The organism is Salinicola rhizosphaerae (assembly GCF_014652715.1).
GTDB classification, from domain to species: Bacteria; Pseudomonadota; Gammaproteobacteria; order Pseudomonadales; family Halomonadaceae; genus Salinicola; species Salinicola rhizosphaerae.
Genome location: NZ_BMZI01000002.1, coordinates 455,530 through 470,307 on the forward strand (window position 1 = coordinate 455,530; position 14,778 = coordinate 470,307).

At 64.1% G+C, this 14,778-nt stretch carries 14 protein-coding genes and 1 other RNA gene; 9 read left to right on the top strand and 6 right to left on the bottom strand.

Going from position 1 to position 14,778, the window contains the following annotated elements; all coding sequences use genetic code 11:
- Positions 1–12 precede the first annotated feature (12 nt).
- Positions 13–747 carry a 3-deoxy-D-manno-octulosonic acid kinase gene (locus tag IE125_RS05530; protein ID WP_189443627.1) on the bottom strand — a complete coding sequence of 245 codons (735 nt, stop codon included), beginning with the start codon at positions 745–747 and terminating at the stop codon, positions 13–15.
- A gap of 140 nt (positions 748–887) precedes the next feature.
- Here IE125_RS05530 and IE125_RS05535 point away from each other — a divergent pair, with 140 nt between their 5' ends.
- The 6 genes from IE125_RS05535 (at position 888) to IE125_RS05560 (ending at position 7,795) form a co-directional block, all read left to right on the top strand.
- Positions 888–2,018, top strand: a complete 1,131-nt coding sequence (locus IE125_RS05535) for a glycosyltransferase family 4 protein (RefSeq protein WP_229808938.1) — start codon at positions 888–890, stop codon at positions 2,016–2,018.
- Between the two features lie 66 nt (positions 2,019–2,084).
- The gene (locus tag IE125_RS05540) at positions 2,085–2,714 is read left to right on the top strand and encodes a hypothetical protein (RefSeq protein ID WP_189443629.1); all 630 of its coding nucleotides are present in this window, start codon (positions 2,085–2,087) and stop codon (positions 2,712–2,714) included.
- Between the two features lie 98 nt (positions 2,715–2,812).
- Complete coding sequence (locus IE125_RS05545) at positions 2,813–3,913, top strand: glycosyltransferase family 9 protein (protein WP_189443630.1); 1,101 nt, start codon at positions 2,813–2,815, stop codon at positions 3,911–3,913.
- Positions 3,903–5,333 (top strand): bifunctional D-glycero-beta-D-manno-heptose-7-phosphate kinase/D-glycero-beta-D-manno-heptose 1-phosphate adenylyltransferase HldE, encoded by a 1,431-nt coding sequence (gene hldE, locus IE125_RS05550; RefSeq protein ID WP_189443631.1) that lies wholly within the window; start codon positions 3,903–3,905, stop codon positions 5,331–5,333. Before IE125_RS05545 ends, hldE begins: the two co-directional genes overlap by 11 nt.
- A gap of 6 nt (positions 5,334–5,339) precedes the next feature.
- Positions 5,340–6,608 carry a lipid IV(A) 3-deoxy-D-manno-octulosonic acid transferase gene (gene waaA / locus IE125_RS05555; RefSeq protein ID WP_189443632.1) on the top strand — a complete coding sequence of 423 codons (1,269 nt, stop codon included), beginning with the start codon at positions 5,340–5,342 and terminating at the stop codon, positions 6,606–6,608.
- A gap of 116 nt (positions 6,609–6,724) precedes the next feature.
- Positions 6,725–7,795 (top strand): glycosyl transferase family 90, encoded by a 1,071-nt coding sequence (locus IE125_RS05560; protein WP_189443633.1) that lies wholly within the window; start codon positions 6,725–6,727, stop codon positions 7,793–7,795.
- On the opposite strand, the gene IE125_RS05565 is transcribed toward IE125_RS05560, so the two are convergent.
- The gene (locus IE125_RS05565; protein ID WP_229808939.1) at positions 7,732–8,667 is read right to left on the bottom strand and encodes a histone deacetylase family protein; all 936 of its coding nucleotides are present in this window, start codon (positions 8,665–8,667) and stop codon (positions 7,732–7,734) included. The genes IE125_RS05560 and IE125_RS05565 overlap by 64 nt on opposite strands.
- Positions 8,668–8,797: 130 nt before the next feature.
- Here IE125_RS05565 and IE125_RS05570 point away from each other — a divergent pair, with 130 nt between their 5' ends.
- A complete protein-coding gene (locus IE125_RS05570; RefSeq protein ID WP_189443635.1) occupies positions 8,798–9,793 on the top strand; it encodes a 2-hydroxyacid dehydrogenase in 996 nt (331 codons plus the stop codon).
- Position 9,794: 1 nt separating this feature from the next.
- Here the strand turns inward: IE125_RS05570 and rpiA are convergent, their stop codons facing one another.
- Complete coding sequence (rpiA, locus tag IE125_RS05575; RefSeq protein ID WP_189443636.1) at positions 9,795–10,466, bottom strand: ribose-5-phosphate isomerase RpiA; 672 nt, start codon at positions 10,464–10,466, stop codon at positions 9,795–9,797.
- 137 nt (positions 10,467–10,603) lie between these two features.
- Here rpiA and ilvA point away from each other — a divergent pair, with 137 nt between their 5' ends.
- Positions 10,604–12,169 (top strand): threonine ammonia-lyase, biosynthetic, encoded by a 1,566-nt coding sequence (gene ilvA / locus IE125_RS05580; protein WP_268249096.1) that lies wholly within the window; start codon positions 10,604–10,606, stop codon positions 12,167–12,169.
- A gap of 484 nt (positions 12,170–12,653) precedes the next feature.
- Here ilvA and IE125_RS05585 read toward each other — a convergent pair whose 3' ends face one another.
- The 3 genes from IE125_RS05585 to IE125_RS05595 form a co-directional block, all read right to left on the bottom strand.
- Positions 12,654–13,301, bottom strand: a complete 648-nt coding sequence (locus IE125_RS05585; RefSeq protein WP_189443638.1) for a 5-formyltetrahydrofolate cyclo-ligase — start codon at positions 13,299–13,301, stop codon at positions 12,654–12,656.
- A gap of 37 nt (positions 13,302–13,338) precedes the next feature.
- Positions 13,339–13,523, bottom strand: a non-coding RNA gene (ssrS, locus tag IE125_RS05590) — 6S RNA.
- Between the two features lie 64 nt (positions 13,524–13,587).
- A complete protein-coding gene (locus tag IE125_RS05595; RefSeq protein ID WP_189443639.1) occupies positions 13,588–13,911 on the bottom strand; it encodes a cell division protein ZapA in 324 nt (107 codons plus the stop codon).
- A gap of 243 nt (positions 13,912–14,154) precedes the next feature.
- Between IE125_RS05595 and IE125_RS05600 the strand changes: the two genes are divergently transcribed.
- Positions 14,155–14,769, top strand: coding sequence for a UPF0149 family protein (locus IE125_RS05600; protein WP_189443640.1), 615 nt, complete (start codon positions 14,155–14,157; stop codon positions 14,767–14,769).
- Positions 14,770–14,778 lie beyond the last annotated feature (9 nt).

Consider the following 14,778-nt stretch of genomic DNA (forward strand, 5'->3'; position numbering starts at 1 on the left):
ACCGAGAGAGCCTTATGAGGAGCGGGCGAGAACGGTCTGCTGATAGCCACGAAGAATGGCTGCGTGGCTCGACTCCGCGTTATCGGCAGAAAGCTTGACCAGCGATCGTTTCAATCGCGAAAGATTGTCCTGCTGCCAGCGGCCCGGGCGGCGCAGACGACAGCGGTCGAAATCTATCAGCCAAACCTTATCGTCGTCTGAAATCAGCAGATTGCGGGCGTTGAGATCGACATGATCCAATCCGGCTCGATGAAAGCGCGCGATCGTCGCGCCGACCTGTTCCAGCAGCGGTTCGGGGGCATCTCTCAGGCGATCGGCCAGCGCTTCGCTGCGGGGAAGCCGCTCGGTGATCAGCGCCGCGCGGTAGCGTGGCCCGCCATGATGGACGATGGCCGCCACGGGCGCGGGCACCGGCAGCCCCTTGTCGAAGAGCGCCTGCGTCAGGCGCATTTCCCGGAAGGCGCGGGTGCGCTCCAGGCCCAGCCAGAGATAATCCGCGTGACTGATGCGGGCAGCCAACCCGCCGCGCAGATAAGGCCTCAGCACCCATCGGCGTCCCTGAATGTCCAGGAACTGGGTCGCGCCGCGTCCTGGCGCTTCGCCAACCACCAGCCCTCGCTCTCGCCAGGCATCGGGCTCGAGCCAGCGGCTGAGCGGCGAGGGAAGTGAAGCGCAATCGGGCCTCGCGAGGCGCGTTCGATCGTATAAGATGTGCGTGCGCTGGTGGTGGCTTTGTACCAGTGACATGAAAACTCCCGGAATTGAGCCGGTGGCCGCTATCTCGATTCGGCCTTGGGGAATGCATTGTAATGCTGGCCGCGCGTCGCGTCTCACCAAGGCCGAACGCCGTTGATCGCGCCGGCTCTAATGACGCCGAAGGACACGTAGTGACTGGAGATTCACAAGCACCGCTGGCGGTGATCGCCATTCGACAGGTCGAGAAGAGCACCGGCGCCAGCCGCAACGCCTTCGAGCAGGCAGCGGCACTCAAGGCCCTGGGGTATCGCGTGACGATTCTCTCCGAACGAGGGCGGCAGGCGTTGGTCGATGCTGCCGGCGCGCGCTGGGTGCGACTCAAGCGCTGGCCCTTCAAGGGGCCGTTTCGCCGGTTCTGGTTCAATCGCCGCGTTCAGGCCTGGTGTCGGCGTCATCGCCCCGCACTGCTGGTCAGCCATGGCGACGTCGAAACGCCCGACATCGTCTACATGCATAACTGCGTGCATCTCGCCAGCCAGCTGATCCATCAGCGGGAGCTGCCGGCCGGGCACGAAGTGGCTGCCATCCACGATCACGTGCTGAGCGGTGGGCGATTCCGCCGGGTCGCCGTCAACTCACGCCTCATGGCGGGCGATCTTCGTGACCGATACGGGATCGACGAGTCCAAGATCGAGATCAGCTATCCCGGCTATGATCCCGACATCTTCAATGTCGAGCGCGCCAGCGCAGGGCGTGACGAGAAGCGTCGCGAACTGGGCGTGCGGGAAGACTGCCGGCTGATCGGCTTGATCACCTCCGGCAACTTCCCCAAGCGTAACGTTTCCGGCTTCGTGAAGATGGCCGCCGAGCTGAACCGTCGGCACCCCGGCCGCTGCCGCTTCCTGGTCGTCGGCAAAGACGATGTCTCGCCCTATCAACGCGAGGCGAAGGAAATCGGTGTGGCCGATGCCTTTCTCTGGCGCACCACGGTAAGCGATGTCGAGGCACTCTATGGCGCACTCGATGTGTTCGTGCTGCCGGCGCATATCGAAGAGTTCGGGCGCGTTGCGCTGGAGGCGATGGCCTGTGCCACGCCGGTGCTGCTCTCTCGCACCACGGGCGCTGCCGAACTGCTGGAGGGCGATCACGCCGATCTCGTCCTCGACAGTCGCGATACCGACGCCTGGGTGTCGCGGCTCGAAGCCCTGCTCGAAGAGGATCTACCGTCTCGCGGAAGCGCGCTATCCCGTCTGGTGGTCGATTTTTCCTATCGTCGTCAGACGGAGAAACTTCGCGCCTCTTTCGAAACGCTATCCCGCTGAGTCGGTGGCCGCCGAGTCAACGAGAGCCGTAGCCAAATGCCTGTCGAAAACTGGCTGGATGACTTGATGATGACAAACGCGCACGTATCGGCGCTGGATGATGTGCCCGAGAGCCTGATCGATAAGCTGAGAGCGGTGGATCGGGTCGTGCTGGTCGCCAGCAATCCCGACGTGAGTCGCAGGCATGTGCGACGGGCGGGCATCACGCCTCGCAGTCTGGTTTTGAGTTTCAATAAATGCGGTCTGCTCTACAGGCTCCCCTGGAACACGAGTCACGTCTTCGTGCACCGGTTCGGCATTCGCAAGCAGCGATTCTTCGGCTACCCGCAGCGATGGAAAGTGGCGCTGTTCAAGCGGTTGGCGAGAGAGTCCGAGACGTTCCTGCTCGGCGGGGAGGCGCCAGCCACGACCGCAGAAAATGTGCACTGGATTCCGATGCGCGGGGATCTTGCGCTGCTGGATGGCTATCCGTTCGACGAGTTACCGGAGCGGGGCGGCGCATCGACAGGGTTCTACATGATCGCGCTGCTGATAGAGATCCGGACGGCGCTGGATCTCGACTTCGACATTGTCCTCGTCGGGTTCAGCGACGGTGGCGGTGGCAAGCAGTGGTACGGCCACGCCTGGGCATTCGAACGTGAGGCCGTCGCCCGACATGGGCTGCGTGTGATCGAGGCCCGCGCTGGCGAGCCCTGATACACGCGGCGCTGGCCAGGCCACCGATGCGCAGGACGCATTCCCTGCGTGCTTTCGTTAGAATGCCTGCTTTATCCAGTGGGAAGACATTTTCGCCCATGAAGCACTCATTGCCGGAGCATCCCCAGCACATCGCCATCCTGCGTCTCTCGGCGCTCGGCGACGTCTGCAACCTGGTGCCCACGGTGCGCGCGCTGCAGCGCCGGTGGCCCGAGGCGCGGATGACCTGGATCGTCGGCAAGGCCGAGTCCGCGCTGCTCGAAGGCCTGTCCGGCGTCGAGCTCGTCGTCTACGACAAGTCGACCGGGGTCAAGGGAATGCGCGCGCTATGGCGCCGCTTCGCCGACACGCGCTTCGATGTGCTGCTGCACATGCAGCAAGCACTGCGAGCGAGCGTATTGTCTCTGGGTCTGAAGTGCGATCTGCGCATCGGTTACGACAAGGCGCGGGCCAAGGACTGGCAGCACTGGTTTACCCAGCGTCAGCTCAAGCCGCATCCGAAGGCGCATGTGCTCGAATCTTTCATGGATTTCGCTCGCCTGCTCGGCGTGGAGGATACGCATCTCGACTGGTCGCTGCCGGTGCCGGAAGCGGCCTTCGAGGAAGCGCGCGCGCTGACCGGCGATGCGCCGTACCTCGTCATCAGCCCCTGTGCCAACCCGCGCCTGCGCAATTTCCGCAACTGGTCGGCCGAGGGCTATGCGGCGGTGATCGAACATGCCTGGCAGCGCCACGGGCTGAAAACGGTGATGAGCGGCGGCGGCAGCCCGCAGGAGCGCGACATGGGCGAACAGATACGGCGCCTGACGCCGAATGTCGAGATCATCGATGCGATCGGCCGCACGTCGCTCAAGGGGCTCCTGGCGCTGCTCGATCGAGCGCGTGTCGTCATTGCGCCGGATTCCGGGCCCGTGCACATGGCCAACGCGCTCGGCACGCCGACCCTGGGGCTCTACGCCACGACCAATCCGGACCGCGCGGCGCCCTATCTATGGCGTGATTATGTGGTCAATCGCTATCCGGACGCGGTCGAGCGCTATCTCCAGAAGTCGCCCGGCGACGTGACCTGGGGGACGCGCGTGCGTCACGCCGATGCGATGGCGTTGATCACGCTGGAGGATGTCGTCGGTCATCTCGATACCCTACTGGCCGATACGGCCGAACCCGCCGCCCGGATGGAGTCGTCCGATGAAGGTTGATCTCTCGCAACTGGAAAACGCCCGCCTGCTGGTCGTGGGTGACGTCATGCTGGATCGGTACTGGCACGGCGGCACCTCGCGCATTTCGCCGGAGGCCCCGGTGCCGGTGGTCAAGGTCGAAGACGCCGATGACCGGCCGGGTGGGGCCGCCAACGTGGCGCTGAATATCGCCTCGCTCGGCGGTCGGGCGAGCCTGGCCGGGTTGGTCGGGGACGACGACAACGCCGACCGGCTGGCGCTCGCGCTGGAGACGGCCAATGTGAGCACTCACTTCCAGCGCAGCCCGGAAGTGCCGACGATCACCAAGCTGCGTGTGATGAGCCGAAACCAGCAGCTGATTCGTCTCGACTTCGAGTCGTCGCTGTGGGATGTCGACACCGCGCCGCTGACGCAAGCGGTGGCGCAGGCATTGCCCGATGCCGACGTCGTGATTCTTTCCGACTATGGCAAGGGCAGCCTGAACCGCGTCGAGACATTGATCGAGGCGGCACGCGCGGCAGGCAAGCCGGTGCTGGTCGATCCCAAGGGCAGCGATTTCCGGCGCTACCGCGGCGCGAGCGTGATCACACCGAATCTCGGTGAGTTCGAGGCGATCGTCGGTCCCTGCGCCGACGACGCGGAACTCGCCGAGAAGGGCGAGCGGCTGCGAGCGGAACTCGAGCTCGAGGCGCTGCTGGTGACCCGCAGCGAGCGCGGCATGACGCTGATCCGCGAGAATTACGCGCCGCTGCATCTGCCCACTCACGCGCGTGAGGTTTTCGATGTCACCGGTGCGGGTGACACCGTCATCGGTGTGCTCGGGCTGGCACTGGCCGCCGGCCATGCCTACGGCGAAGCGGTGATGCTGGCCAATCTGGCTGCCGGTCTGGTCGTCGCCAAGCCGGGCACGGCGGTGCTGTCGGTCGCGGAGCTCTACACGGCGCTGCACGGCGACAAGCTCGCGGAGTTCGGCGTGATCCAGCCCTCGGCGCTGGTCCAGGCCGTTCGTGCGTCTCAGGCGCGGGGCGAGCGTGTGGTGATGACCAACGGCTGTTTCGACATTCTGCATGCCGGACACGTCGCGTATCTCGAGCAGGCAAGAAAATTGGGCGACCGTCTGATCGTCGCGGTGAACGATGATGACTCGGTAGCGCGGCTCAAGGGGCCCAAGCGGCCGATCAATACACTCTCGAGGCGCGCACAAGTACTGGCCGGACTGGCGGCGGTCGATTGGGTCGTGCCGTTCGGCGAGGACACGCCGCAGCGCCTCATCGAACAGGTACTGCCCGATCTCCTGGTGAAAGGTGGCGACTACCGCCCCGAGGAGATCGCTGGCGGCGAAGCGGTCATCGCCAACGGTGGCGAGGTCAAGGTGCTGGGATTCGAGGATGGTGTGTCGACCACCACCATGATCGACACGATTCTCGACCGAGAGCGCTGATCGACCGTGTCAACGACATGGGCTCGCCGGCTCTATTCGCTGGTCTTTTATCTCCTCTCCCCCTTGGTATGGTGGCGCGTATGGCGTGAGTGGGTGCCCACTCACTCACGTCTCGAGCGGCTCGGGTTCGTCCCCGAAACGGGAGGGCGCCCCTGCCTCTGGCTGCACGCCGCCTCATTCGGAGAGGTGGTGACCGCGACGCCGCTGATCCGCGCGCTGCTCGATGACTTCCCGGCGCATGCGCTGGTCGTGACGACCATGACGCGCACCGGCGCCGAGCGCGTTCAGGCGATCTTCGGTGATCGGGTCCGTCACCATTTCCTGCCGCTGGACTATCCGCTGGCGACACGGCGGTTCGTCGCGCGACTCGATCCGCAGCTTGCGATCGTCGCCGAGACCGAGCTCTGGCCGAACCTGCTGGCGGCTTGCCGGCGCCGCCGCGTGCCGGTCGTGATCGTCAACGGCCGTCTGGGGGCTTCGACCTATCGTTTCTATCGCCGTTTTGCGGCGCTCAGCCGCGGCATGCTGACGAGCATCGCCTGGATCGGTGCCAAGTCCCCCGAGGATGCCGAACGCTTCACGGCGCTGGGCGCGTCGGCGGGTCGTGTCACCGTCACCGGGGCGCTGAAGTTCGATCTGGCGCTGGATGAGGGGCTTGCCGATGCCAGTGAGACGTTGCGTCTGTCGTGGGGCAAGCGCTTCGTCTGGATCGCCGGCTCGACGCATGCCGGGGAAGACGAGCAGGTGCTTGCGGCACATGCCCAGCTACGGCATCACGATCCGACGGCGCTGCTGATACTGGTACCGCGTCATCCGCAGCGCTTCGAGGCGGTCGAAACGCTCTGCCGTGAGCGCGGTGAGTCAGTGGTCAGGTTCAGCGAGAACCCTTCGGTGAACTCGGCGGCGACGGTGCTGCTCGGCGATACCATGGGCGATCTGATGAGGCTCTACGGCTGCGCCGACGTGGCATTCGTCGGCGGTTCGCTGGTGCCGATCGGCGGCCACAATCTGCTCGAGCCGGCGGCATTGGGCGTGCCGGTGGTCAGTGGCCCGCACCTGGAGAGTCTGCGCGAGATCGCCGAGTCTCTGGCCGAACACCAGGCCCGTCTCGAAGTCGCTGACGCCGACGCGCTGGCGCAAGTGCTGATCGCGCTGCATGACGATAACGAGCGGCGCCTGGGGCTGGGAGCGGCCGGGCGTGCCGTGGTGGCGGCCAACCGCGGTGCACTGGCGCGCACGCGTGAACGGATTGCGCGAGTCATGCACCAAAAGTAACAACGTTACCGGGAATCCCCGCGACGCCGGATTGTCAGAAAACCGTCAAATTCATCACTGACAATCGTCGACGGATTCCGCGCCTGGCCTGGCGCCCTTGTCACCGGTAATCGTTCATGGATGTTCGTTTCAAGAGCCGCAAGCTTCGTTTCTACGCCACCGGGCTGGCCAGCCTGCTGGTGCCCGACGCCCTCTTTCGTCAGCGTCTCGAGCGTATGCTCGCTGAGTGCTCTCGCGGGCTCTCCAGCGCGCAGACAGAGGCGATATGGGACCGCGTGTATTACTACAATCGCCTGCGGCGGCCCTTCGAACTCGGCGCCGAAGCGGTGCGGATCGGTGATTTCCGCTATGAAAAGCGCGGTGCCTACTATCTCGACGCCAAGCGCGTCGTGCGCCATTTCGATCCCGACCTGCGCTTTGCGTATCGTTTCGGCGATGTAACCTGGATCTGCGAGACGCCGAGTATCGTCAAGAGTCGGCCGATCTGTCGCGAGGCAGTCGGTAGCGAGGTGAGTGGCGGAGAGACGCCGGGTAACGCCAACAACCTGCTTCTCAAGCTCAATAGTGTGCGCCATTTTCAGTTCGCTCGGGACCGACTGGCCTTCCGTGACAAGCTGCCGGGGATCGTCTGGCGTGGCAAATGCTTTCACGAGCATCGCGCCGCGGTGCTGCGGACCTATCGCGACCACCCGCGCATGAACATCGGTCAGAGTCACGCCAAGCGCCGTCATCAGCGTGACTATCGGCCCTATCTCTCCATCGCCGAGCAGCTTCGCTACCAGTTCGTGCTCAGTCTCGAGGGCAAGGACGTGGCGACCAATCTGAAATGGATCCTGTCGTCGAATTCACTCTGTTTCATGCCGCCGCCGCGCTTCGAGACCTGGTTCATGGAGGGGCGGCTCGAGCCATACGTTCACTACGTGCCGCTCGCGGAGGACTGCAGCGACATGGAAGAGAAGATGGATCATTACCTGGCCAATCCCGCAGAGGCGGAAGCGATCGTCCGGCGTGCCAACGCCCACGTCCGGCAGTTTCTCGATCCACGCATCGAGACGTGGGTCGGCCTACTGACGATGCATCGCTACTTCAAGCTGTCCGGCCAGCTGGCGCCGGCGAGCGAAGACTATTCGGCGCTGCTGCCTGTCGGGTCGAGTAGCGCACGCGCGGCAAGAAAGAGCTGGGCGTGACGTTCGACCAGCGCTGCCATATCGCGGTCGTAGCCGCCTCCGATGACGCCGGCGACCGGAATGCCTGCCTCGAGACAACGCGATAGCACGAAGCGGTCTCGACGATAGAGCCCGGCGTTGCTGAGCGAGAAGTGGCCGAGCCGGTCGCCGGCATGGACGTCCGCCCCCGCATCATAGAGCACGAACTGCGGCGCGAATCGCGCCAGCACCGCATCGACCTCCCATTTCAGAATCTCTAGATAGCGCGCGTCACCGGTACCGCGTGGCAGCGCCACGTCGCGATCGCTCTTGCGCTTGGCGAACGGGAAATTCGCCTCGCCGTGGATCGAGAGCGTATAGACGCGAGCGTCGTCGCGAAAGATCTCGGCACTGCCGTCGCCCTGATGCACGTCGCAGTCGACGATCAGCACGCGGCTCAGGCCGTGTTCCGCCAATAGATGATGGGCCGCGACGGCGAGGTCGTTGAGCAGGCAGTATCCGCTCGCGCGATCGGCGTAGGCGTGATGCGTGCCGCCGGCGCTGTTCAGCGCCATCCCGGTCTCGAGCGCGGCGTCGACGCTCGCCAGCGTACCGCCCACCTCTAACAGCGTTCGCTCGACCAGTTCCGGCGACCAGGGAAAGCCGCTCGGCGTGCGGCGGCTCGTCGTCACCTCGCCGAGCAGAAACCGTTGTAGATATTCCGTGCCGTGAGCGCGCAGCAGCGCGTGGCTCTTCGCCGGCGCGGGCGTTATCCAGTCGATCCGACGGTCATCATCGAAGCCGAGCCGGGACAGCTGCTGGCGCAACGCCGTGAACTTGGCCATGGGAAACGGATGCCGCTCGGGCCAGGCGCAGCTGTAGCCGGGATGATGAACGATAGGCAGCGGCGACAAGGCTCTCTCCTCCCGTATGTCAGGGGTGGCAGCTAAATGACGACAGCAGGCCTGCGACAATGGCGCGGTGGCAAGCCTGACGGGACGCAGTAAGCTAGGAGCACCCTCTGCCTGCCGCGAGTCTGCCGTCATGCGTATCACGTTCTATAGTGCCCAGCCCTACGACCGTCGCTTTTTCGATGAGGTTCGTGAACGTCATTTTGCCGATGCCGGGTTCGAGTTCATTTTCCAGGAGACGAGCCTCGATGCCGGGACCGTTGCGCTGGCAGACGGCAGCGATGCCGTCTGCGTCTTCGTCAATGACCGGCTCGACAGCGAGGTCATAGAGGCGCTGGCGGCGCAGGGTGTACGCGCGATCGTGCTGCGCTGCGCCGGTTTCAACAACGTCGATCTGGCGGTCACTCAGCGTCTCGGTCTATTCGTGGCGCGCGTGCCGGCTTACTCCCCCGAGGCGGTGGCCGAGCACGCGCTGGCGATGATCATGACGCTCAATCGCAAGACGCATCGCGCCTTCAACCGGGTGCGCGAGGGCAATTTCGCACTCGACGGCCTGCTGGGAAGAACGCTGTATGGCAAGACCGCCGGCGTGGTAGGAACTGGCCGTATCGGTCTCTGTATGGCGCGGATTTTCCAGGGCCTCGGGTGCCAGGTGCTGGGGTACGACCCGTTCCCCTCGGCGGCTTTCGCGGCGTTCGGCCGGATGGTATCGCTCGACGAGCTGCTCGCTGATGCCGATATCGTCTCGCTTCACTGCCCGCTGACCGAGCAGACGCACCATTTGATCGACCGGCAGGCGCTGGCGCTGATGAAGCCGGATGCGATGCTGGTCAATACCTCGCGCGGTGCGCTGATCGATACACCGGCGGTGATCGAAGCGCTGAAATCGCGCCAGCTCGGAGCGCTGGCCATCGACGTCTACGAACAGGAGAGTGAACTCTTCTTTCGCGACCACTCGGCGGAGATCATCACCGACGATGTCTTCGCGCGCCTGACCAGCTTTCCCAACGTGTTGATCACCGGCCATCAGGGATTCTTCACGGTCGAGGCGCTGCGTGAAATCGCCGAAGTGACCTGTGGCAATCTGCAAGCCTTCGCCAACGGCAGAGAGTGCGCAAATCGGCTATGAATCAACGGGTGAAACGCGTCACTCCACTGTCGCCGCCGAGTAGCAGCACATCGGCGGGACGGCGGGCGAAAAGCCCGTTGGTGACCACGCCGACGATGCCGTCGAGGGTGGTTTCCATGCCTTCGGGGTCGTCGAACAGCTTGTCGTAGCCGTCGAGAATGCGGTTGCCATTATCGGTCAGCACGCCATCGCGATAGACCGGTGTGATTCCCAGTTTCACCATCTCACGGGCGACGTAGGAGCGCGCCATGGGGATGACCTCGACCGGTAGCGGAAAGCCGCCCAACGTCTCGACAGACTTGCTGGCATCGGCGATGCAGATGAAGCGTTCGGCGCAGGCGGCGACGATCTTCTCGCGGGTCAGTGCCGCGCCACCGCCCTTGATCATGCGCAGCTGACGATCGATTTCGTCGGCGCCGTCGATATACACCGGTACGGTGCCGACATGATTGAGCTCGAGAACGTCGATGCCGTGGGACTTGAGTCGCTCGGCCGTGGCTTCGGAGCTCGCCACGGCGCCCCGGAAATCCTGTCGTCGTGTCGCCAGCAGATCGATGAAATGGTTGGCGGTCGAGCCGGTACCGACGCCGATCACGGCATCCGGGGTCAGCAGGGCATCGATGTCGTCGAGCGCGGCGGCGGCCACGGCGCGTTTGAGGTCATCCTGGGTCATGTCGATTCCGGCAGGGCTGGAGAGGTGGGAGCGTGGCCAGGCACGCCAGCGAGCGCGCCCATTATAGAGCAAGCCACCGGGCATGCCGATGGCGCTGGACGCTCGGCGCCGGCGTCTGTTAACAATATCGGTCCACGATAACCCGCCGTACGAAGCGGGAACGCCGCTCGCCAGGACACATTTCCATGCTACTCGAAGACATCGTCAAGAAGATCCTCCAGGCCCGAGTCTACGAAGCGGCCCGGGAGACGCCCATCTCTCCCACGCCTTCGCTCTCCAAACGGTTTTCCAACCAGATTCTGATCAAGCGTGAAGATCTGCAGCCGGTCTTCTCGTTCAAGATTCGCGGTGCCTATAACAAGATGGCGCAGCTCGATGAAGCACAGAAGGCGAAAGGCGTCATCGCCGCTTCCGCCGGCAACCACGCGCAAGGGCTGGCGATGGCGGCCAGGCAGATGGGGGTCAAGGCCGTCATCGTGATGCCAAGGGTCACGCCGGAGATCAAGGTTCAGGCGGTCCGAGGCTGGGGCGCCCGCGTCGTGCTCAAGGGCGATGCCTTCGGCGAAGCGCTGGCGCACGCGAAAGAGCTGATCGACGAGCACGGTTATACCTACATTCCGCCCTATGACGATAACGACGTCATTGCCGGGCAGGGTACGGTCGGCATGGAGATTCTGCGCCAGCACTCCGGGCCGCTGGATGCCGTCTTCGTGCCGGTGGGCGGGGGCGGCCTGCTGGCGGGCGTGGCTGCCTATATCAAGTATCTACGCCCGGAGACGAAAGTCTTTGGCGTCGAGGCGGAAGACTCCGCCTGTCTCAAGGCGGCGCTGGAGGCCGGCGAACGTGTCACGCTCGATCAGGTCGGTGTCTTTGCCGAGGGTGTGGCCGTGGCGCAGATCGGCGAGGCGCCGTTCGAGATTCTGCGCCACCACGTCGATGGGGTGATCACGGTCAACACCGATGAGATGTGCGCCGCGGTGAAGGACATCTTCGACGATACGCGCGCGGTCTCGGAAACTTCCGGCGCGCTCTCGCTGGCCGGGCTCAAGAAGTACATCCAGCAGACCCAGGTGCGCGATCAGACGCTTTTGTGCATCAACTCCGGTGCCAACATCAATTTCGATCGGCTGCAGCACGTCGCCGAGCGTACCGAACTCGGCGAGCAGCGCGAGGCGATTCTCGCCGTGCAGATTCCCGAGCGTCCCGGCAGTTTCAAGCAGTTCTGTCGCGTGATCGGACGGCGGATGGTGACCGAGTTCAACTATCGCTATGCCGATCCCGACGGTGCGCACATCTTCGTGGGCGTCCAGGTCAAGCCTGGCGGCGAAGACCGCGCCGAGGTGATTCGCCGGCTACGCGAGGCCGACTATCCGGTCGAGGATCTCACCGACAACGAGCTGGCCAAATTGCACATCCGTCACCTCGGCGGCGGGCGCCCGCGAGAGCGGTTCGAAGAGGAGGTCTACCGCTTCGAGTTCCCCGAGCGCCCCGGTGCGCTGATGAACTTCCTGACCCACCTGCCGGCGGACTGGAACATCTCGCTGTTCCACTATCGCAATCACGGTGCCGCTTACGGTCGGGTACTGGTGGGGCTGCAGATGCCCAACGGCGACCGCGCCCACGCCGAAAAGCATTTCGACCGCATCGGCTATCGCTACTGGAAAGAGACGGACAATACGGCTTATCGGCTGTTCATGGCCTGAGCGCGGATTTCACGCTGGGGCAACGTATGTTTTCGTGCAGTTGGCGTTGCTGGAAGAGAATTGGCGACATTTTGCTATCCAAATCGGCCTCAAACTTTTTATGTAAAAGTCGATAATGTTCGGTAACGAAAAAAGGCGTCAATGCGGCTGGAATCCATCTTGTCAAGATTTTAGCCTGACCCTATAGTCGTGCGCGTCGCTGCGGGGGGTAGCGACGCAACCGAACCTTGTCGAGTCAAATGACTCGCAGGGCCAAATAAGACTTGGAGCCAAGATGAAACGCAAACCCGATCTGGTGATGGCACTGGTACTGATCTTCGGCGTGGGTGTCGTGGCAACCGGGTATGCGCAGACGCTTCTCGGCGCCTGAGAGCGCTGAGTTTCATCGGATCTGACATCAATAGTCGGCGGTCGGTGGCGTATCGAGCGACATCGTCGACACGGCGACACGGCGACGATAGATCGAGACGGCCGGTAGCGAGAGCTACCGGCCGTCGTCGTTTCTGGCCGGGCAGCCGGATCGCGTTCGCACCAGCCGCTGGTCGCTCACAATGGCATCCAGCGGCACGTCCCAGCCGGCCACGGGCAGCGCGTCCACATGCTGACAGTCATGGGCTAGCCCGATCAGGCTGGGCTTGGGTCTCGTACGCCGCGCGAACGCCAGCGTGCGATCGTAGAACCCGCCACCCATGCCGATCCGATTGCCGGCATCGTCGAACCCCACCAGCGGCAGCAGAATCGTATCCAGTGCCCAGGCGGGCAGACGCCTGGCGCGGTGCGCGCCGTGGCGCGTGTCCGGTTCGGGAATGCCGAAGCGGTTGATCGCCATGCGCGTTCCGCGGTGATAGCGCACGAACCATAGCCGATTGTCGGAAAGGGGGCGAAGCACGGGAAGGTAGACAGCCACGCAGCGTTTCTCGAACCACGCGATCAGCGGCCGCGGATCGATCTCGCCATCGCTAGGCAGATAGAGCGCGACGCGGCGGGCGCGCTGGACTTCGGGCATGCGACGTAACTGACGGCAGAGTCGGTTCGATGCCATGCGCTGCTGGCGCAGCGTCAGTGCGCGTCGGCGTCGGCGCAGATCGCGACGCAGCTGCCGGCGTTCGGCGGGCCCATCAGCGGTAGGCACATCCGAATTCGTCAGAGTGGAAGCGAGAGACAAAAGAGAGTTCCCCAGAGTGCCGCTGTCATTCTGGCCCTGAACCTATTGGTTCAAGGTGGGTGGCCGCAGACAGGCCTTCAGGCTTTCCGTCGCGCGGACATGCACACGGGCCTGTCTAGCTATTGGCCCCCTGGGTACTGCGCATAGGCTCGAGGGACTTGTAACGACTGGCGAACACCCCAGGGAACGGCACCATCCTAGCAGAGCCGCGCGATTTGCCCAATCGCCGATCGCAATAAGCGTAGTGATCGGCTCACTGAGAAGGTGAGGAAGCCGGCTGCGAATCGCCGACCTTGGCCAGCGCACGCTCGAGGCGATCGTTCAGCTCGCCGAGTGCCTGCTCACCGCTGCGGTGGGTGTCCAGTGCCGCCAGCAGCTCGTGTGTGATGTTGAGCGCCGCCATGATGGCGATCTTTTCCGAGCCGAGCACCTTGCCGCGCGCGTGGATGCCGTGCATGGCGCGGTCCAGATAGCGCGCAGAGCGCTTGAGCTGGTCCTGCTCTTCCGGGGGACAGGCGATCACGTAGGATTTGCCCAGCAGCGTGACTTCGGTAGTGGGGCGCGACGTGTCGCTCATGAGACGCTCCGGGGTGGGCGGTGAAGATCGATGCGGTAAGATGGCAGCCGTTCGCGATGCCAGGCGATCGGCTACGCTTCAAGCGAGCGTTTCGCCACTGATCGTTATCGCCATTGACCGTTAATGTCATTGACCCGACCAAACCATTGATCAAGCCACTATAGAGAGCCGCCCCTGAGGGGTCAACGCGGCCCCGGCCGCCTCCGGATGGCGGGGGGCGGGCTCTCGACCATGGATGCCGACATGTCGATCATCAACGACCAGCTCGATTTCTCCACCGTTGCCAACGTCTTTCTGGCTCACGGCAGCATGCAGTCCCCTGCGTTTCTCGACGGCCGCCTCTGCGCCGAGCTTGCGCTGGCCGATCTCACGGCCGAGCGCTGGCTCGAGGAAGTCTGCCTGGCGCTCAACGTGGAGCAGCCGCAGAGCCCTGAAGATGCCGAAATTTTGCTGCGCTGGCGGCGCCAGACGCTCGACGCGCTGGCGGCGGCCGAACTCAATTTCGAACCGCTGTTGCCGGACGAGCTGTTCGCGCTGTCGGAGCGCGCGCAAGGGCTCAAGGAGTGGACGCAAGGCTTTCTCGAGCTGGCCAACGAGGTTGACGGCGACACCTACGACAAATGGTCACCGCAGCTGCGCGAGGCGGTCGAGGATCTCGGTCAGCTCGCCGCGATGGAGGTCGAGCTAGAGGACGATGCCGAGAACGAGAACGATCTTTTCGCGTTGACCGAGCATGCGCGCATGGCGGCGATGATGCTTTACACCGAGCAGCATCCCGGCCAGCCGCAGGTCGAACAGGTCGACGACGCGGAGCTGCCTGCCGACGATGGCAATACCCCGCCGCCCCAGCTCCACTGAGGGCCGGGT

Coding starts and splice junctions, on each gene's coding strand:
- IE125_RS05600 (WP_189443640.1), top strand. CDS start 14,155: ATGTCGATCATCAACGACCAGCTCGATTTCTCCACCGTTGCCAACGTC.
- hldE (WP_189443631.1), top strand. CDS start 3,903: ATGAAGGTTGATCTCTCGCAACTGGAAAACGCCCGCCTGCTGGTCGTG.
- IE125_RS05540 (WP_189443629.1), top strand. CDS start 2,085: ATGATGACAAACGCGCACGTATCGGCGCTGGATGATGTGCCCGAGAGC.
- IE125_RS05570 (WP_189443635.1), top strand. CDS start 8,798: ATGCGTATCACGTTCTATAGTGCCCAGCCCTACGACCGTCGCTTTTTC.
- rpiA (WP_189443636.1), bottom strand. CDS start 10,466: ATGACCCAGGATGACCTCAAACGCGCCGTGGCCGCCGCCGCGCTCGAC.
- IE125_RS05595 (WP_189443639.1), bottom strand. CDS start 13,911: ATGAGCGACACGTCGCGCCCCACTACCGAAGTCACGCTGCTGGGCAAA.
- IE125_RS05530 (WP_189443627.1), bottom strand. CDS start 747: ATGTCACTGGTACAAAGCCACCACCAGCGCACGCACATCTTATACGAT.
- IE125_RS05560 (WP_189443633.1), top strand. CDS start 6,725: ATGGATGTTCGTTTCAAGAGCCGCAAGCTTCGTTTCTACGCCACCGGG.
- IE125_RS05545 (WP_189443630.1), top strand. CDS start 2,813: ATGAAGCACTCATTGCCGGAGCATCCCCAGCACATCGCCATCCTGCGT.